Source organism: Bradyrhizobium altum (assembly GCF_020889705.1).
Classification (GTDB): Bacteria; Pseudomonadota; Alphaproteobacteria; order Rhizobiales; family Xanthobacteraceae; genus Bradyrhizobium; species Bradyrhizobium altum.
On sequence record NZ_JACMYP010000037.1, the window covers coordinates 1 to 16968 of the forward strand.

The 16968-nt window shown below is 59.7% G+C and carries 17 protein-coding genes and 3 pseudogenes; 14 read left to right on the plus strand and 6 right to left on the minus strand.

The genetic code is table 11. The features are described from left to right. On the minus strand, nucleotides 1–423 hold a 423-nt coding region (locus H8B02_RS12740; RefSeq protein ID WP_229166557.1), incomplete at its 3' end, for an alpha/beta hydrolase. Nucleotides 424–463: 40 nt separating this feature from the next. Next, nucleotides 464–787 carry a hypothetical protein gene (locus H8B02_RS12745; protein ID WP_229166558.1) on the minus strand — a complete coding sequence of 108 codons (324 nt, stop codon included), beginning with the start codon at nucleotides 785–787 and terminating at the stop codon, nucleotides 464–466. Between the two features lie 45 nt (nucleotides 788–832). On the opposite strand from H8B02_RS12745, the gene H8B02_RS12750 reads away from it, so the two are divergent. The 4 genes from H8B02_RS12750 to H8B02_RS12765 all read left to right on the plus strand — a co-directional run bounded on the left by H8B02_RS12750 (nucleotide 833) and on the right by H8B02_RS12765 (nucleotide 5600). Further along, the gene (locus H8B02_RS12750; protein ID WP_229166559.1) at nucleotides 833–1069 is read left to right on the plus strand and encodes a hypothetical protein; all 237 of its coding nucleotides are present in this window, start codon (nucleotides 833–835) and stop codon (nucleotides 1067–1069) included. Nucleotides 1070–1340: 271 nt separating this feature from the next. Then, nucleotides 1341–1697 carry a hypothetical protein gene (locus H8B02_RS12755; RefSeq protein WP_229166560.1) on the plus strand — a complete coding sequence of 119 codons (357 nt, stop codon included), beginning with the start codon at nucleotides 1341–1343 and terminating at the stop codon, nucleotides 1695–1697. A 334-nt stretch (nucleotides 1698–2031) separates the two neighbouring features. After that, nucleotides 2032–3804 carry an adenylate/guanylate cyclase domain-containing protein gene (locus H8B02_RS12760; RefSeq protein ID WP_229166561.1) on the plus strand — a complete coding sequence of 591 codons (1773 nt, stop codon included), beginning with the start codon at nucleotides 2032–2034 and terminating at the stop codon, nucleotides 3802–3804. Nucleotides 3805–3839: 35 nt separating this feature from the next. Then, a complete protein-coding gene (locus H8B02_RS12765; RefSeq protein ID WP_229166562.1) occupies nucleotides 3840–5600 on the plus strand; it encodes an adenylate/guanylate cyclase domain-containing protein in 1761 nt (586 codons plus the stop codon). 337 nt (nucleotides 5601–5937) lie between these two features. On the opposite strand, the pseudogene H8B02_RS12770 reads toward H8B02_RS12765, so the two are convergent. Together H8B02_RS12770 and H8B02_RS12775 are read right to left on the minus strand one after the other, a co-directional pair. Continuing rightward, nucleotides 5938–6434: pseudogene (locus H8B02_RS12770) on the minus strand (ATP-dependent DNA ligase); the annotation flags it as partial. Next, the gene (locus H8B02_RS12775; RefSeq protein ID WP_229166563.1) at nucleotides 6409–6789 is read right to left on the minus strand and encodes a hypothetical protein; all 381 of its coding nucleotides are present in this window, start codon (nucleotides 6787–6789) and stop codon (nucleotides 6409–6411) included. The pseudogene H8B02_RS12770 and the gene H8B02_RS12775, both read right to left, overlap by 26 nt. Before the next feature lie 98 nt (nucleotides 6790–6887). On the opposite strand from H8B02_RS12775, the pseudogene H8B02_RS12780 reads away from it, so the two are divergent. Beyond that, a pseudogene (locus tag H8B02_RS12780) lies at nucleotides 6888–7136 on the plus strand (histidine kinase); the annotation flags it as partial. A gap of 57 nt (nucleotides 7137–7193) precedes the next feature. On the opposite strand, the pseudogene H8B02_RS48890 reads toward H8B02_RS12780, so the two are convergent. After that, a pseudogene (locus tag H8B02_RS48890) lies at nucleotides 7194–7250 on the minus strand (hypothetical protein); the annotation flags it as partial. 159 nt (nucleotides 7251–7409) lie between these two features. Here H8B02_RS48890 and H8B02_RS12790 point away from each other — a divergent pair. Further along, complete coding sequence (locus H8B02_RS12790) at nucleotides 7410–7823, plus strand: hypothetical protein (protein WP_229166564.1); 414 nt, start codon at nucleotides 7410–7412, stop codon at nucleotides 7821–7823. 75 nt (nucleotides 7824–7898) lie between these two features. Here H8B02_RS12790 and H8B02_RS12795 read toward each other — a convergent pair whose 3' ends face one another. Next, complete coding sequence (locus H8B02_RS12795) at nucleotides 7899–8093, minus strand: hypothetical protein (RefSeq protein ID WP_229166565.1); 195 nt, start codon at nucleotides 8091–8093, stop codon at nucleotides 7899–7901. A gap of 1444 nt (nucleotides 8094–9537) precedes the next feature. Between H8B02_RS12795 and H8B02_RS12800 the strand changes: the two genes are divergently transcribed. The 8 genes from H8B02_RS12800 (at nucleotide 9538) to H8B02_RS12835 (ending at nucleotide 16772) form a co-directional block, all read left to right on the plus strand. Then, nucleotides 9538–10746: a TackOD1 domain-containing metal-binding protein gene (locus tag H8B02_RS12800; protein ID WP_229166566.1), complete on the plus strand. Its 1209-nt coding sequence runs from the start codon at nucleotides 9538–9540 to the stop codon at nucleotides 10744–10746. 10 nt (nucleotides 10747–10756) lie between these two features. Next, nucleotides 10757–12034 carry a glycosyltransferase family 2 protein gene (locus tag H8B02_RS12805; RefSeq protein WP_229166567.1) on the plus strand — a complete coding sequence of 426 codons (1278 nt, stop codon included), beginning with the start codon at nucleotides 10757–10759 and terminating at the stop codon, nucleotides 12032–12034. Nucleotides 12035–12064: 30 nt separating this feature from the next. Next, nucleotides 12065–12598: an HlyD family secretion protein gene (locus H8B02_RS12810; RefSeq protein WP_229166568.1), complete on the plus strand. Its 534-nt coding sequence runs from the start codon at nucleotides 12065–12067 to the stop codon at nucleotides 12596–12598. Then, nucleotides 12595–13104 (plus strand): HlyD family secretion protein, encoded by a 510-nt coding sequence (locus H8B02_RS12815; protein ID WP_229166569.1) that lies wholly within the window; start codon nucleotides 12595–12597, stop codon nucleotides 13102–13104. Before H8B02_RS12810 ends, H8B02_RS12815 begins: the two co-directional genes overlap by 4 nt. Nucleotides 13105–13444: 340 nt before the next feature. Further along, the gene (locus H8B02_RS12820; protein WP_229166570.1) at nucleotides 13445–14236 is read left to right on the plus strand and encodes a hypothetical protein; all 792 of its coding nucleotides are present in this window, start codon (nucleotides 13445–13447) and stop codon (nucleotides 14234–14236) included. A gap of 172 nt (nucleotides 14237–14408) precedes the next feature. Beyond that, a complete protein-coding gene (locus H8B02_RS12825) occupies nucleotides 14409–14600 on the plus strand; it encodes a metallophosphoesterase family protein (RefSeq protein WP_229166571.1) in 192 nt (63 codons plus the stop codon). 716 nt (nucleotides 14601–15316) lie between these two features. After that, a complete protein-coding gene (locus tag H8B02_RS12830; RefSeq protein ID WP_229166572.1) occupies nucleotides 15317–15490 on the plus strand; it encodes a hypothetical protein in 174 nt (57 codons plus the stop codon). A 1042-nt stretch (nucleotides 15491–16532) separates the two neighbouring features. After that, complete coding sequence (locus tag H8B02_RS12835; RefSeq protein WP_229166573.1) at nucleotides 16533–16772, plus strand: hypothetical protein; 240 nt, start codon at nucleotides 16533–16535, stop codon at nucleotides 16770–16772. Nucleotides 16773–16968 lie beyond the last annotated feature (196 nt).

The following is a 16968-nucleotide window of genomic DNA, read 5'->3' on the forward strand; positions in this document are numbered from 1 at the left end:
GGCCACGACCCACTTGGCGGCAGCCACGGCGTCATCAATGCCGGCGGGGAAGGGGTGTTCGGGCGCGAGGCGGTAGTCCACCGCAACCACCACGGCGCGCGCGCCGCGGCAGATGTCGCGGCACATGTTGTCGTGCGTATCGAGGTCGCCGATGACATAGCAGCCGCCGTGGAAGAACGCCACGGTTGGGAAGGGGCCGTCGCCTTCGGGACGGTACACGCGCGCCTTGAGCGGGCCGGCGGCGCCGTCGACGGTGGTGTCCTGCACGCTGGCGACCGGCACGACCTGCTCGGGCGTACGAGAGCCGAACGTCAACGCCAGGTAGCCGTCGCGGCCTTCGGCGGGCGAGCCTTCCTGGATGGGCTTGGCGCCCGAGCCGGCCATCATTTGCAGGACGTCGTCGAGGTGGGGATCGAGGGGCATGATCGTTGTTTCCTTGAATTGGTTGCGCGGGAAATTGGTCTCAGCGGTAGGCGAGCGCTTCGTCGTTGGGCTGCAAGGCAGGCAGGATCGAGAGTTCTTCCGCGTATTCCATCTGATGTTTCCAGGGGTGACGGTCGCCTTGCCGAAACAGATGGTGCTGCGCTCGCATCACATAGCCGGCGTTGAAGTTCTCCGAGCTCATCCAGGGCAGGCGCGGCATGTCGGCGTCCGCGGCGGAAAGCGTGGGCTCTACCACCGAGCGGCCCTCCTGCCGCATGTGCTCAATGAGGCGGCACACCAAGTCACTGACCAAGTCCGCGCGCAGCGTCCAACTCCAGCGGAAGTAGCCCAGGGTGTAGGCCATGTGGGGACGCCCTGAATCATGACGCCGCGGTAGGTGACGCGCTGGGTGAAATCCACCGCTTCGCCGTCCACGCTCAAGGGGACGCCGCCGAAGAACTTCATGTTGAAGCCGGTGGCGGTGACGATGATGTCGGCGTCGAGGCGTTCGCCACCGGTGAGCTGGATGCCCGTGGCGTCGAAACGCTCGATGGTGTCAGTGACCACCGACGCCTTGCCGCTGCGGATGGCGGCGAACAGGTCCCCATCGGGAATGACGGCAATGCGCTGCTGCCAGGGGCGGTAGCCAAGCCGAATATTCGTGCTTCCTTGCGGCCATCCATCTCTTCAACTCCGTTAGTTTTCCCCGAATGAACCCGGTGAGCGACGCGCCGTTCCAATCAAATCGGGAAGAAGTGGCAATTTTGTCTGTTGAGTTTAAACAGGCTTAACGTCGCCTGACCGTTAGACCAGGAATCTGTGAAACAGGAGGTCGGTGGTTCGAGCCCACAGAACTGTGCCAGCAAAATCCATATAGTTCGCCAAATATCTCCGTCCTTGCGAAGGCTCTACCCGAGGTGACGAAAGCGGAGGTCGTTCACAAAATCGAAGATGGTGAGTTTGCACACTGCAATCTGCGAATTGAAGTGGACACCGGCGGCGATGAAGAGGCGATTGAACCGATCAAGACGTTGATAGTTGATCGCCTATGGCAACAAGCCTCTGGTCCAGCCGTTCACATTTGCACTTGCGACAGAGACATCAAGCCCCACCCGTCTGAGTGGCTGACAAAAGGTCCGCAGGGTCCTTTTGTCGATACGAGGAGCCGGATAACCATAGTCTTGCAATTCATCGCCTACACGTTGATTCACTATCCTCTGCTCTGGATACGAGAAAAGGCCCGTGCTCTGCGTTTGTTGCAACCAAGGAAGTGATTACATTCAGTGCACTCTCTCGTGCTGGACCCGACCAAGGAGAATGCGAGTTGCGAGTGGTAGCTCCGAGTGGTAGCAATGAACTTGCAGCCGAAGCTGATTTGCTTTTGATTTTCAGTGTCTTGCGGCCGTGAACTTCGTCTCCCCTAGGGGACGTTTAATTACCTACCCCGTATTGCCGCCGCTCTTGGCACGACCGAGTGTTGACGGATTCAGCTACGGCACTCTGACACGAAGATTGCCAAGCCACATCGTGTGTTTTGGGCCGCCATAAGACCCTTGCGTCCCGATCGCACCCTTGTGCAGAATGCCTCGCAAGGCACATGGTTTGGCGATGGAGCAAGACCAACCAGGTCGTATCGGACGCAGATTGGTGGCGATAGTGGCCGCTGACGTGGCCGGCTATTCGCGGCTGATGGGCCTCGACGAGGTCGGCACAGCCCGCATACTCCGCGAACATCGCAAGGTTACCGACGCCCTCGTGGTAAAACACGGCGGTCGCCTGGTGAAGACCACTGGTGACGGGGTGTTGCTTGAATTTCCTTCGGTTGTAGATGCTGTCGAGTGCGCGATAGCTGTGCAAGCGGTGATGGCCGAGCGCAACCAAGGCGTCCCTGAGGGCAGGCGTATGATGTTCAGGATCGGGGTTAACCTCGGGGACATCCTGATTGAGGGCGAGGACATCCTCGGCGATGGTGTCAACGTTGCGGCTCGGCTTGAGGGGATCGCTGAGCCGGGTGGCATCTGCATCTCGTCATCCGCTTACGAACAGGTTCGCGACAAGGTCCCAGTCGAATTCACTGATCTTGGCGAGCAGACCCTCAAGAACATCGCCCGGCCGATCCGTACTTACGCGGTTGGCCTGATCGTGAATGCTAATCAAATCGCGGCGCTGCCCTCTTCTGCTCCCCGTCTGTCCATCGTGGTTTTACCGTTTGCAAACATCGGCGGCGATCCCGAACAAGAGTACTTCGTCGATGGAGTGACCGAGAGCCTCACCACGGACTTGTCGCGCATCAGTGGTGCGTTCGTGATTGCGCGCAACACCGCGTTCACGTTCAAGGGCAAAGCCGTGGACGTAAAGAAGCTGGGACGCGCGCTGAACGTTCGCTACGTACTTGAAGGTTCGGTGCAGCGCGGCGGTAATCGGCTTCGAGTGAATGTCCAGCTAATCGACGCCGAAACCGGAAGCCACCTTTGGGCTGAACGGTTCGAAAAGGCAGCGGCCGAGCTTTTCGATATGCAGGACGAAATCGTGTCCAGGCTCGCGAATACGCTGAATGCCCAATTGATTGCGGTCGAAGCCCGGCGAGCCGAGCGCTCGGCACATCCCGATACGACTGACCTGTGTTTCCAAGGGGCCGCGTTGTTTAACAAAGGTCGAAGTCCTGACCACTTGGGACAAGGGCGCCGCTTCTTTGAACGGGCCTTGGCGCTCGAACCCGGAAATATTGAGGCGCTGGTCGGCACGGCGCTGGTTGATATCGGAGTTGCCACCACCTTTTACCCAGATGATAGGATCGAACGTTTCACGGCTGCAGAGGCGAGCGTTACAAGAGCGCTGTCGTTGGCACCGCACCATCCCGTGGCTCATTTCGCCTTGGGCATGGTGCAAATTTTCACCGATCGTGTGGCTCAAGGTATTGCCGAATGCGAGCGGGCGTTAGTGCTAGATCGGAATTTGGCCCGAGCGCACGCAAATATCGGGGTCGCGAAGCTTCTTATCGGTCGGGGAGTTGAAACCGAAGCTCACATACAGGAGGCGCTCCGCCTTTCCCCCCGTGATACCGACCTCTACATCTGGACTATGTACGGGGGGCTCGCCGCATTTTTGCTCGGCGCCGACGCCGAAGCGATTGATTGGTTGCGGCGCAGCCTTGAAGCCAACCGGAACTATCCTATTGCGCATTTCTTTCTCGCGGCCGCTCTTGCGCAGGTTGGTGAGTTAGGTGCGGCACGGGCTTCGGTGCAGGGGGGGCTTGCCCTCAACCCGAGCTTCAGTATCCGCCGTTTCCGCAATAACAGCCCAAGCAAGCATCCTGCGTATCTCGCACTACGCGAGCGCCTCTACGAAGGACTGCACATAGCCGGGGTACCGGATGGGTGAGGGCTTAGGGATTAGGTTAACCGATGTCAGATCCTATGGCAGTCAGCCGGAAACTCGTCGCAGTCTTCGCAGCGGATGTGGAAGGCTATAGCCGCCTCATGGGCGCTGATGAAGTCGGTACGCTCAGGGGCCTCACCGAGCGGCGAGCTATCCTCGACAAGCTTATTGCAGACCACAGGGGCCGCATAGCGAACACGGCAGGCGACAGTGTCCTTGCGGAGTTCGGTAGCGCGGTGGAGGCCGTGCAATGCGCGGTGGAGGCGCAGGCTGCGTTGGCCGCTGTGAACGCCAGTCTCGCACCCAATCTGCGCATTAGCTTCCGCATCGGCATCCACATCGGCGACGTAATGATACGCGCTGGGGACCTCTATGGCGACGGTGTGAACATTGCCGCTCGGCTACAGTTGATTGCGAAGCCGGGAGGCGTGTGTATCTCCGGTGTGACGCACGATCAGGTACGCAAGGTCTTGCCGATCACCTACGCGGACCTTGGGGCTCAGCAGGTGAAGAACATTCAAGAGCCAATCAGGGCCTATCAGGTGACTGCGCCGGGTGGGACGCGAGAGACTACTTCGGCTCATGTTGCTGAGGCCGAGAGCCCGCCTCAACTCCCGGACAAGCCTTCCATTGCTGTTCTGCCGTTTCAGAATATGTCCGGCGATCCCGAGCAGGAGTATTTTGCGGATGGCATGGTTGAGGAAATAATCACCGCGCTCTCGCGGTTTAAGTGGTTGTTCGTAATCGCTCGCAATTCGAGCTTTACGTTCAAAGAAAAAGCCGTCGATGTAAAGGACGTCGGACGCAGGCTCGGCGTGCGCTATGTCCTTGAGGGTGCTGTGCGCAAGGCCGCAGGGAAGGTTCGCATCACCGGCCAGTTGATTGACGCGGTGACAGGCGCGCATATCTGGGCCGATAGGTTTGAGCGTGACCTAACAGACATATTCGCTCTCCAAGACGAAGTGACTGTGGCCGTGGTCTCAGCTATCCAGCCGAAACTACTTCAGACAGAACTGGCGATGGCCACGCGGCGGCGGCCTGACAATCTCACCGCTTACGACTTTTTCCTCCGTGCTATGCCGCAATACTATATGGCGACATGTGACGGGACCGTTGAAGTGATCAGGTTAGCTCATCGTGCTCTGGAGCTGGACCCTCGGTACGCCTTCATGGCCGCTCTTGCTGGAGCCTGCCACACCCTGCGTATCGTTTGGGGCTACTCAACTGATGTCCAATCAGACCGCAGGGAAGCAGTTCGACTGCTTCGCCTTGCACTGAGCCTCGACGATGATGATCCAGAAACGTTAGCCTTTGTTGCCGCGACGTTAGCATACAATGGTGATTATGAAGCGGGCGTTGAAATCGCAGATAGGGCGGTCGCGCTCAATTCAAACTCATTCCATGCTTGGCACGCCAGAGGTACGGTTTATAAAATTGCAGGCTTCTGGAAGGAGGCCATTCGAAGCCAAGAAATCGCGGCGCGCATGAGCCCCGTAGACCCGCTGTTACATCAATCTGTCACTATCATGGGACTGGCCCTTATTGAACTTGGTCGCTTTGACGAGGCCATTGTCGCGGCCAAGAAGGCTCTGCGTCAGAGCCCCTACTTCTCGCCCGCCCACCGATGCGTCGCCTCCGCTCTTGCTCATCTCGGACGGGGCATCGAGGCGCGTGAGGCGGTGGCGCGTTTACTTGAAATCGACCCCGCTCTCACAATTTCCACTTTTGTCGCTCGAGGCGGTCAGTCGAAGTCGAAGGTGCAGATTGAAGGCCTGCGGAAAGCGGGGTTACCCGAATGAACCTGGTGCGCCGCTCCCGTTTCCTGTGGCGAACACGAGGCCCTGTGATCCCAGAGCCAAAGGGCGTGCCGAGAAACTGTCGACTTGAAGGTGGTAGCAGGGAGTGGTAGCAATCGGCTCGCAGCAAGGCTAATTTGTTCTTGATTTTCAGTGCCTTCATCGGTCGCCCTTCGTCTCCCCTAGGGAGCGCCCGGTCCTTCCCGCTCATTTTGATTTTCCTATGGTTTTGGGTGGTTTCCCCAAACTGTCAGAAGAGGTTTGGGGAATTCTGTTCGCCTTGTGGTCTTCGAGCTTTACGATTGCGCGACGCCCGCCGCGGCGACGGTCCGCCTCACGCAGCGTGGGCGAACATCCGCGGCCATCGACTTCGAAGCTCTCGCTGAACTGGATGTCGGTGCCGGCGATGAGCTTCTTCAGCACGGCCTTCCGCTTCCGGAGGTCGCAGCCGTTCAGATAGAGCAGATCGACGGCGACCAGCACGATCCTGGTCGAGGTGCCGCGCAGTTCGTTCTGCAGCACTGAGAAGTCGGTGGTGCCGTCGGCAGCCGGTACCGCGATCTCGCCGTCGATGATCGCCGACGCGGCGGAGATGTGCCATGCGTCGTCGGCGACTTTCTTGAAGCGCTTGGTCCAGTCGTGGCCGCGGCGGGTGAAGATGGTCACGGTTTCGTTCGCGAGATGGGTCTGGACGCGATAGCCGTCAAATTTGATTTCGTGGATCCAGCGCGGGCCGCTTGGCACCTTTTCGATCGGCGATGCCAGGGCCGGCGCAATGAAGCCGGGAAAGAACGCCTTGGTCCCGATCGGCTCAGGCTTTTTGCGCTGGAACGGCATGTCTAGACCAGACGCAGGACGAGCTGTCTATGGTCACAGCCGACATGGCGAGCGACAAAATCCCGGAGGTGGGTTGCACATCGGTGAGTTGCAGGTCACCTCGCCGCTGGATCTCGCGCGCAATGTCCTCCGAGACGTCTTCGGACCAACGCTCCGATGTATTGAAGGCAGCGACCCTGATCGGGCTCGAATACTCGCCGGCAATCATATCTTGAACGACGGTCTCCAGGTAGTCCGCCGTCTCGAGATCCGCTTCCCGCCAGGCGCGGCCTATGGGGCCAAAGTCGTCGGCGACCAAATAAACGGTCTGGTCGTCGCTCGGGACAATGGAGGGCGTCCAATCTGATCTACGCATAATGCAACTCCACACACGGCAATATTTCGGATTCAAGCGGACGCCGTGCGGTCGACATCGCCATCGAAGGTTCTTTCCCGAAGAACGGCGTCGCCAGCGAAACTGTCGCTCGGCTGCGCGAGGAGCTTCAGCAGACCCAGGCGCGGCTGCGGACAACCCGGGAGGAATCCGATGGCGCCAACGAGGAATTGCGCGCGGCCAACGAGGAACTGCAATCCATCAACGAGGAATATCGGTCCACATCGGAAGAGCTGGAGACCAGCAAGGAAGAGTTGCAATCGATTAATGAAGAATTGCAGACCGTCAACAGCGAGCTCAAGCTGAAGCTGGAGGCCGTATCCCCGGCTAGGATTGTCAGCAATATAGGGTTCAAGTTGCGTGCGTGCCAATGATGCGAGATCGGCCCCCTTCCAGTCGGAGTCCACCAGCAGTGAATGGGCCTTGGATAACGCGGTAAGGCGGCCATCGAGTCGATCGGTGAATTCATCGTACGATTTGCTGAAGCGCCGGGTCTGATGCGCGCTCGATTAAGTCCTCCGGGCGGGTCGCTGAAGGCAGCGACCCGCCCCTCCAATTCGGCGCCCGCCGATACCTGATTTCTCATTTGCGAGCGGCCGACCATGCCGATCATTCGTTATTTCATCTTCGTCGGCACGCTGCTGTTGGCACTGCTCTTCGCTGCGGATCGGTACCTGCCGGCCCCCATCGAAACTGCCGCCGCGGCGGATCCTGACAGGACCATCATCCGGATCAGCTCGGCGCGAAGTCTTCCAGAGAAGATCGTATTCGACACGCGCCCGCGCGCCGAGGAGCCGAGCATCGTGCAGGCAGATGTCACCTCTGAAGAGCCGCAGGAGCAGGTGCGCCAAGTGGCCGCCGTGCCCGCAGCACCTTCCGCCGTGGTCAAGAAAGAACCGCCCCGCTCCGCCCAGGCACGTCCGTATCCAAAGCGGCCGGCGAAGCCGTCGATGAGAGAGCCCGAACGACGGCTTGCCTTTGATCGGCACGACCCGTTTGCCGGCGGAGGGTGGTGAGCGGAAAGTCTCGGCTGGCCGTGACGCAAAAAGGCCGCGCTTCCGCGCGGCCTCCATTATGCAGTTCGTCCTGTCTCACCAATGATGATGGCGATGCCAACGATGCCGAACGACCGGATGGGATCCGCCGTAATAGGCGTAGGCAGAGCGCACGACGCGGCGGTGGCGATAGCCGTCGGACAGGGGCGCCGTATAGTAGGTCGTGGTGTAGCCGCCGCCCCAGCGATACGGCTCGTCATAGTTGTAGATGCGTCTCCGGCTCAGGATCACGCGCTATTCCATCCTGCTGGCTCGCAAGCTGGCGACGATCGGCAGCGGCATGCTGTTTTAGCCGTCCCCGAAAAATACGCCGCCGGTCTCACAAATACACGCCCGGCGGCGTTTCTTCCTAAACCGGGGCCCTGAAATCCTCAGCATGGAGTCAACGGCGGGCGCCGCTCCATCGGTGATCGACCGGGGAGCATTTCTTGTTACGCGCTGTGATGTTGCGGGAGGGCAGGAACAAGTGGCAATGCTGGGAGTCAGGCCTAGGCTCCCGTAATCTGGTGCCCCCCGAGCGGAAGTTCAGTGGCGACCCTGGCGCTCCCCGCGTTGGGGTCGTTTCTCTTTGTGTTGTGATGCTGGCAGCCGACGCAGAACACCAGCATCGTCTTGAAGTCGCCGCCGCGATCGACGGGAAGCGGAGGAAGTGAGCGGGCTTGCGGCGCCAGGGCATGCGCGATTGATTGCGCGGCTGCTGAGCTTGCAAATTTTCAATCCCTTGAGGCCAGGAACGGCGGCGAACTACTACGCGTCGTGGACGTGGATTACTGCGCCTATCGCCGCGCGGTTGGGCACGAGCCATGTGCTCGCACGCATCTCACTTCCGCGGACGGTAGTCGATGGCCCGCCAGTCTTTACCAGCGCGTTTGCCGGCCTCTCGGATCGAGGGCAGGTCCTAAGAATGTCCTTCCGTGGGGCCCAGTGCATTTGGTCGAAGCTATCGTTGAACCCGACGCGTTCGTAGTCACCCTTCGCAAGGGTCTCGTGAGCCGGCACGAGGTAGACGTTGACTGCAACAGTGCGATCCCTGTTCTCTCAATGCAGTCGCTTCACTGTCTCGTCCCAAGCGGGATTCACGGGATCGAGGGTCAGCGCCCGCGAGTCGAAGTGAATGGGATCGACCAGATGGCGTTTCATCGAGCTTGTACAGTCAATCGTACTAATCTTTGCGATCGCGCGGCAGCACTCGCCCGCGCGCGTATGCCAGTTCTTCCAGCCGCAAGCCGTTCACGCTGGTTCGCCACAAAGTGGCGTCCATCCTCAACGTGCTTTTCTGCGATTGCTATCTGTTCATCTATCAGCAAATATTAAGGCTAGGTATTTTTGAATACGCACCGCTTAAGTCAGTCACGCTGCCCTAGTGGCATGATTGCTTCTCTTGCTCCCCGGAAGAAGTACCCCTTTAGAGCGTCAATCCAGGCACGCTTGCGGCATTGTTGCCTTCTTCACGCTGTTGAGTGGCAGGCCAGTCTTTACCGTGCTCCGCATGCTTCGGATTACCCAAGGGATTACAGTGGGAATGCATGGTTCTCGTTCGCTTTTCTACTCGCCGGTTGCTGTTGGCACCGCTCGCCTCGATTCGTCAGTCTCCGTTCTGGGGATACCCGGCAGACTGAAAGCGTTGCCGCCTGGGTGCGTCGAGAGTGATGATGGCATCCCGGATATCGTCGTCTTGACAGAGACGAACGCGGCGGCGCTTGTCGCATCTCGCTTGAGGCCCGCGCTCGCCGCCGTTCTGCCGATCGTCGACGTATCCGGCCGGATTGGACCGCCTAGCCGATTTCGCCGCGCCGACATCGTACTCGGCGGGTCCGGGTGCAACTCTCTGGCGGACGCGACCGAAATGCTCCATTCCGTCGTTCAGCGTGTGCACGGCTTGCCCCCGCCGATCTTTGCCACAGCCGATCCTCGCATCATGCTTCTCGCTCGGTTGCACGTACGTGAGCGAGCGATGCAACCCCGCCGCGATCCCTCCACCAAGGAGACGGTATCTTATGACGACGAGATTGCCGTGCCCGGCGCGCGAATGCTGGCTGAGCAACTCGTAGGCCTCGGCCTGATGGAGCGGCGCTTTTTCGATATGCGAAGCGTCTGTCCGTATTGCGATTCGGCGCGCCTGTCGGTGCGGGAGCGATGCATTTCTTGCGGCAGCGCGGATGTTGCCGATCACGCAGTCCTCCATCATATGCGTTGTGGGTATCAAGGGCCCGAAGAGGATTTTTTTGATCCCAGCAAGGAGGACGTATTGAGGTGCCCCAAATGCACGCGGCGCCTTGAGGAGTTCAGCATCGACTACGATCGCCCAGGAACGGTTTGCGTCTGTCGCGCTTGCGGACGCGTCTCCGGCGACACCACGGTGGAGTTCGGATGCCTCGACTGCGACGCCGACATCGCCTCGGCGAACATCGACAGCCGCAGCGTCTACGCGTACTCCCTCACCGAGGCCGGCCATGCCTGCGTGACATCCGGTTCTCCTGCCATTCTGGCGGCGCTCGAGCCACAAGAGCGGACTGCTGGGACGTCCATTCGAAATTTCCTCGAACGCCAGGCGGACCTAGGACAACACCGGTCGTGCATTTTGTGCGTGCGCTTGCATGAAGCTGAAGGCGGGCCGTCACACGGTCGCTCGTGGCAACAGATTCGCCGCTTCTTCGCTGCCATTCTGAGAGAGTGCTTCACGGCAGAGGCGGAGATCGTCGCTACCCTCTCGACGTATTTCGTTCTCATCTCTCGCGACAGCAAACATGACGTCGAAGCTGCATTACCGGAAATCCGGAGCCGGCTTGAGCGTCATTTCGCCGTGAAGCCGATGATGGAGTTCGCAATCTTCGCCCCAGACGAAGTCCTTGCGTTGGTCTCATCGAGAGACATTCATCATTGAGGGTGCCGCAATGACAGAGTTTGTCGCCGACGCTTGGCATTTTCTCACTGCGCTGCCGGGATGGTCCTTCCTAGCGTTCTTCTGGTTGACCCTTTTCATCGAGATTCCGCGTTACGCGATGGGCATTCATGCCACCGCGGCCGCGCTCCTGTTGCGAGACTATCGCCGGCTTGGCCATCTTCCGCCGATGCCGCGCGTTTCGATCCTTCTCGTTGGTCATAATGAGGAGGACTCGATCGAGAAGTGTGTGCGATCGCTGCGTGCGCAGACTTTCAACAGTTTCGAAATTATCTGCGTAGACGACGGATCAAGTGATAGAACGTTCGGCATCATGACGCGGTTGCGCCGCGAGGGGCTCGTGGATGGTGTCGCTCAGCTGCAACTGCGTGGGGGCAAGGCGTCCGGGATCAACTTGGCGGCCCGCATGGCGACTGGCGATGTCTTCGTCGTCGTCGACTGCGATTGCTCGTTTGAGCCCGACGCGATCCTGGAGCTGCTACGACCATTGACGCGCGACCCGAAGATCGCAGGATCGTCGGGCAATATTCTAGTCCGCAATTGGCGTGCCTCGATAACCGCCTCGCTTCAAGGCATCGAATACCTGTTGTCGATTTCTCTCGGAAAGGCGTTCTCGGACTCCCTCGATCAAGTATCTTGCGTGTCGGGAGCCTTCGGGGCGTTCCGGCGAGACGCGTGGAATCGCGTCGGTGGCATGGACATCGGAGGCGGCGAGGACCTCGACTTTACGCTACGGTTGCGCATGTGCGGCTACAAGGTCGCCTTCACCCGCCACGCGATCTGCTACACCGATGTTCCGGACACGACCTACAATCTCCTGCGCCAGCGCAACCGCTGGGAGCGCGACGCCTTCTGGATACGCTATCGCAAGTATCCGCGCCTCATGAACCCCTTCAATCCGTCGTTCCGGTGGCAGGAGGCGGCACACGAGTGGGACTTCCTGATCTTCAACATCCTGCCGACAACGATCTTTCCCTTCTATGTCACCTGGATCCTCGTCTCCTACGGATCTTTTGGAGTGATGCTTCTGGTTTGCGTGTGGATTGCTCTGCTTCCGCTCGACGTCGCTTCGTTCGCCGGGGCGGCGCTCGTAACCGGTAAGCCAATCTACTGGCGACTGTTCCCGTTCGTTCCGTTGTTCGGGCTGTATCAGTCGTATGTCATGCGCATTTGCCGACTTTATGCCTATGCGACCGAGTTCATCTTCTCGTCGTCGTTGACGGACAACTACGTGCCGCAAAAAGCGCGTGACCTCGTCAGGTGGCGATAACCTCAGACCAAAAAGACCCGGAGGGACCCAATGGCAATTCATTCATTGCGCCCGATAACTAGACCGGACAATGTCAAGAATCAGGTGCGAGCGACCCAGTCGCTCGCCCGAAAGCTCTATCTTGCGGCATTGCTCGTTTCGGCGGGATGGATCGGGATGCTCGTCTTCGGGCCGATGGTGTTCCTCGATGCGGACGGCATGGTGGTGCAGACGCCGGAAGAGTTGACACCTGCCTTCAGCGCCCAGGTCATCGACGTGGCGGTGCGCCCCGGTGATCATGTCGCTGTCGGGCAGGCCATTGGGCACGTCCTCTCGACCCAGATGCTCGACCTTATTTCCGACCTGACCTCGAAGAAGGCGCAGTTCGACACTCGCGATGAGCAAATCAAGGCGCGTCTTGCCGCCATCGACGCGATGCTTCCCGCGGCCGAACAGCGCGTCAGAGACGCGGAGGTCGCCATGGCTTCTATCAGCAAGGCGCTGGCCCGTGGCTATACCACGACGACCCGTGCTGCCGAGGCACCCGAGAGCGTTACGATGCTTTGCGCGAGGTCGCCTCATTGAAGGCGGAGCAGGCCGGACTGGCAAGCGAGCAGGCGCTCGTGCGCGGCAACCGGCATCGGTTCGCGCTTGCTCTCGATAAGGCGCAGCGCACCTACGATGACGGTACGATCACCAGTCCTGTCGAAGGTACCGTTGGAACGCGGGTTGCGACTCCAGGGACCGTGCTGGCGCCGGGCGATCATGTCGCGGAAATCCATCACGGAACGAAGTATGTCCTCGCCTACCTTCCGACAAATCGCCTCTATTCGGCCGCACCAGGCCAGGAAGTCGTAGTTACCGACGGCGTCAATCGCCAGGTCGGCCATCTGGAACGCATTCAGGCGATTGCCGATCAGTTGCCGGCGGAGTTCCAGACGAGTTTCCGTAGCGTGGAGCGCAAGCAACTCGCGCGCATCTCCCTGGCTGGCGACAGCGTCTTCCCTTTGCTTTCGAAGATAAAGGCGACCTCGCCTGGGGCCCCTCGAACCTATTGGCCGCCGTTCGGGTCGCGGTCACGGGCGGCTTGACGAGCGGCGTCGGTTGGATAGCCAATCGCACGCAAAGACTGGCGAACGACGGCGTCGCCTGGGCAGGCGAGCCGGTCCGCAAATGACCGCGGTCCTGCGTTACAGCCGGGCAATGATCCGGCAGTTGTCCCGAAGGCCCAAACCGTCGATTCGTTAGTTTGCCGCTGGCTCGACAAATACTCTCTGCCTTCGGCGAGGAGGCATCGATGCGTCGAAACGTTCGGATCTGTCTGCCGAGGCCGGTATGCTTCGAATGAAGCCAGGACCCTGGCTGACCCGCCGCGCCGTCGTGCAAGCGGCAGGAGCCGCCGCTTGGATGGCTCACGCTCGAGGGCAAGAGTTGCGTCCCACGATGGGAATGTGGGTTTGGGGCGAGCGCGTTCTTTCGCCGGACGGCATGACCGCGTTCGCTGACGCCCATGGAATCGATACGTTGTTCGTCTATGTCAGTCCGGCCGGGGCAAAGGCACTCCTGGACGGGAAGGCATCCGCGGTTGCCGCAGTTCGGGCGATGCGAGAGGGATCTCGCCGGGTCTATGCGGTGGCTGGAGAGCCAGATTGGTCGCACGGTGGCGATTCGATGCCGGAGCATGCGGCCCTTCTCGTTCGCCTCGCCATGGCGACCCCTCTCTTCGACGGCTTACACTTTGACGTGGAGCCGAACGCGTTGTCGGAATGGGGCGCCCCCAATAGCAGGCCGGCCTTGATCGCCGGCACGGAAAAATTTTACGCCATGCTTCGTGCGAGCGCGCCGGGGGTCGTGATCGACGCGGCCGTAAACCCCGTCTTTGCAACGTTGCCCTCGGGCTCCCGGACCTTCTTGGAAGCTCTCATCCTCCATGTCAATTCCGTCTCGATCATGGCTTATCGCACGTCCATCGCTCGCTCTCTCGACTGGGCCGCGCCCGCAGTGACGCAAGTGGCGGCCGCCAAGCGGTCGTGGCGCCTGGGCGTGCTCGTCGACGCCAACCCGAACGAACCTGGCACGAGTTGGTTCGGCACGCCGCGCGAGAAGTTCCTATCCGCCATGCAGAGCCTCGATTCCCTGATCGCTACCCGCTTCCCAAATTCTCACTATGCTGGCTTGACGATCGAAGGTTATGACGGACTCGCGTTAATTTATGCAAATTGAGCACGTTGCATCCGTTGACCGTTCTCGTCTCCGGCGCGGCTAGATCGAAGCGAGATAATTCTCGAACTTCTCGATGGTGATGAGAATGCCCAGCCCAACGTGGATCACGCTGGGGCGGTCCAAACGCAAAAAGCTAGCCAGCGCGGCTTCTCTCGGCCAAGCGGGTGATTCTATGGCCCGCTTTCTCCACAGCCCTTATCGGCACTTGCTCAATCGTCTTTCTTCCATCCCATCGTTCGATGCGGTCAACAATGTGCTCTACATCAATCCCGGCAGCGCCGGGCCACGGCGTTTCAAGTTGCCGACGCTCGATGTTACGTCTGACGGTTTGCGACCGGTCATCCATGAACTCGCGGCCCGTTGAACTGTGCGGGCGCACGGATGTGCAGGGCGAAGGTCCGCGGTTCGGCCTGTCCCACATGGTGATGGTTCGGCATTCAGCGTGACCACGAGGAAGTCGACCGTATTCATCGATCGCGCCAAATTGGCAGGTCCAGTTGAGGTCCCACCTGATCTTGGTCATGGAGAGTGGGGGAGCGAGACGCCCAGTAAGCGTGGTTACCACCACCGCAACCTGGCGAAGAGATCGGTCGTGTCAGCGAGGGCGGAGTTGCACTAGGGCGATTCGATCGCGCCCTGGCGCCGCAATCCGCAGGCGGCGTTGAGCATTCGAACTAGCGCCGAACCTCCTGCTCCGACTTCACCGAATTGCAGCCATAGCAACGAATACGTGGACAGCTTCGTGCTTGCCAACAGACGGTAGCTCAACCAACAAGGCCATGTGGCGACCGCAAATGTCACATTTGCATGCGAGCGCTTCTGTCTCTTGCCTGGACATCGTTGGCATAGCGAAGTTCCCCATGCGCTATTCGCCGAGCCATCCATGATGGGCTCGAAAGGCATGTCCGTTGTATCCGTGCGAATACGGAGCTGGCCAATTTCATACACGTTGTGCTTGCGACCTTGATAGTCCGTTTGGGTCATACAGTTCGCGCCATAAGGTCATGTCCAAATGGACTATGCTTGCGCGTAGTCGCAGCGCTCTGGAATGTTGACGGTCAGCGTCGCATACTCATCGGCATGACGATCAAGACGCCCTATTTTCAGCCTGAAAAGACGAAGGACGGTCGCTGGTTTGTGGCGGTCAAGACTGGCAATGGGCCGGATTCTCACATCGGAGACTTCGATACGGAAGCCGATGCGGAGCGTTGGATCGCCACCAGGGCGAAATACTGGCCAGGCAGAGAGAGTTGAAGTGCGGGCTCAACGTCGGTGCATCTGAAGCCTCTTGGCTTCCAAGTCTTGGGCGAACGGAGGCGGCTTTAACTCAAATGGGTCAGATGAAAACGAATGGCGGCGCTGCGGCGCGAAACTGGGGCAGCCTCATTTACGTTTCTGGTTAGTCGACTATCGCTTCTGTTTTGAGGCAGGGCAATTGGAAGTGGCCGGCAGGGGCCGTCCGTTTTTCCAAATTACGGACGGCCCCAACTGGGGGCTCTGAATCGGCCTAAGGCAAATATCCGGGAGCGAACCCCGAACGACGGGAAAAGTCGGCGTTCACGGCACGTTAGCGCTCCTGCGAGATGTCCCTTGGTGCGTGTGATGACGGACGATGGCCAGCGCTTTGACCGGCCGCGAGGAAGCGTACATGACAGATGGAAACCCCATTGCACATACTGCTACGCCAGAACAACTAATAAATTAGGCCTCGGAAGCGATCCGTCGAATGGCTGAGACGCCGCGTTCGAACCTCTACCGCAGCAGGACCGGTGGCTGCACCATATGACTGAAGCGACGAGAGCGGCTCCGCTTCAATCACTCGCCCTCGCATTCCTGCTAGGAGTATGTTTGGCTCGTCGATAGCATGGACATCGGTTCTCCAACGAGAGCATTACGCCGCGCCAAAATACTCCCTGGGTGAGGAATGCGGGCGACAAACAAAGCTGTCCGAGATGCTGGGTGGCGACCGGCGACGGGAATGTGCAAATGAAAGAAGTGCGGACTCTTGGCGCAACCTCGGGCATCGCGAAGCTCTCTTGGAAATGTGTCTCGTAGATAGCAAAAACTGTCCCACCTCTACGCCGGCGGTGCAATGAGGCGTGGTCGCCTCTGCGGTCGGGCCACATGTCCGCTTACCTCTCGAAGCGGTCGTCCCGGATTTATGCGTACACGCCCAAATCCAGGTAACAGCAGTCATCATCGGCTTTCATCGCGAAGCTTTCGCGCACCGGGTTCTTGACTGGCGATTAACCAATCTCATTCATACTGCACGGCCAGCCAGACCGGAGACGTGGAAGTGTCCTTCCAACTGACCGTCTTGAAAGTGCTGGCCGGCCAGTCCGCCGGGCGAGCCTGCGTTGCCGACTTACGGCACGCCGTTGCAATCTTGATGAATAGCGGCAGAGACTGGACCGATCGCATGAAGCGGTTGGCGGAGCATGCGCCGGACCTGAATATCTTCTCGGCCAAATTCGTGCTTCGCGATGACTTGGGCTGGAAATCACCGCGGAGGGGCGGCTATTCCTGGCCGCGCTAGAAACCGTCGTCGCCGTTCGAAGGTCGCCGCTTCGATCAGTGGACGATCCGCCAACGACCGAACCCGCCGCGCCGGGGGCGACAGATGCGACAAGATTGTCTCATCCTCCTCCAAACCGTCGCCAACGAACGCGGCGTCGCCGCGGCAAGGGCCGATCACATCGACGGACGGTATGAAGCGTACGGATGTTCAATCG

Excerpts from the sequence above, each read along its gene's own strand:
- H8B02_RS12745 (WP_229166558.1), bottom strand. The coding sequence starts at position 787 with ATGGCCTACACCCTGGGCTACTTCCGCTGGAGTTGGACGCTGCGCGCG.
- H8B02_RS12760 (WP_229166561.1), top strand. The coding sequence starts at position 2,032 with ATGGAGCAAGACCAACCAGGTCGTATCGGACGCAGATTGGTGGCGATA.
- H8B02_RS12765 (WP_229166562.1), top strand. The coding sequence starts at position 3,840 with ATGGCAGTCAGCCGGAAACTCGTCGCAGTCTTCGCAGCGGATGTGGAA.
- H8B02_RS12775 (WP_229166563.1), bottom strand. The coding sequence starts at position 6,789 with ATGCGTAGATCAGATTGGACGCCCTCCATTGTCCCGAGCGACGACCAG.
- H8B02_RS12790 (WP_229166564.1), top strand. The coding sequence starts at position 7,410 with ATGCCGATCATTCGTTATTTCATCTTCGTCGGCACGCTGCTGTTGGCA.
- H8B02_RS12805 (WP_229166567.1), top strand. The coding sequence starts at position 10,757 with ATGACAGAGTTTGTCGCCGACGCTTGGCATTTTCTCACTGCGCTGCCG.
- H8B02_RS12810 (WP_229166568.1), top strand. The coding sequence starts at position 12,065 with ATGGCAATTCATTCATTGCGCCCGATAACTAGACCGGACAATGTCAAG.
- H8B02_RS12825 (WP_229166571.1), top strand. The coding sequence starts at position 14,409 with ATGGCCCGCTTTCTCCACAGCCCTTATCGGCACTTGCTCAATCGTCTT.
- H8B02_RS12830 (WP_229166572.1), top strand. The coding sequence starts at position 15,317 with ATGACGATCAAGACGCCCTATTTTCAGCCTGAAAAGACGAAGGACGGT.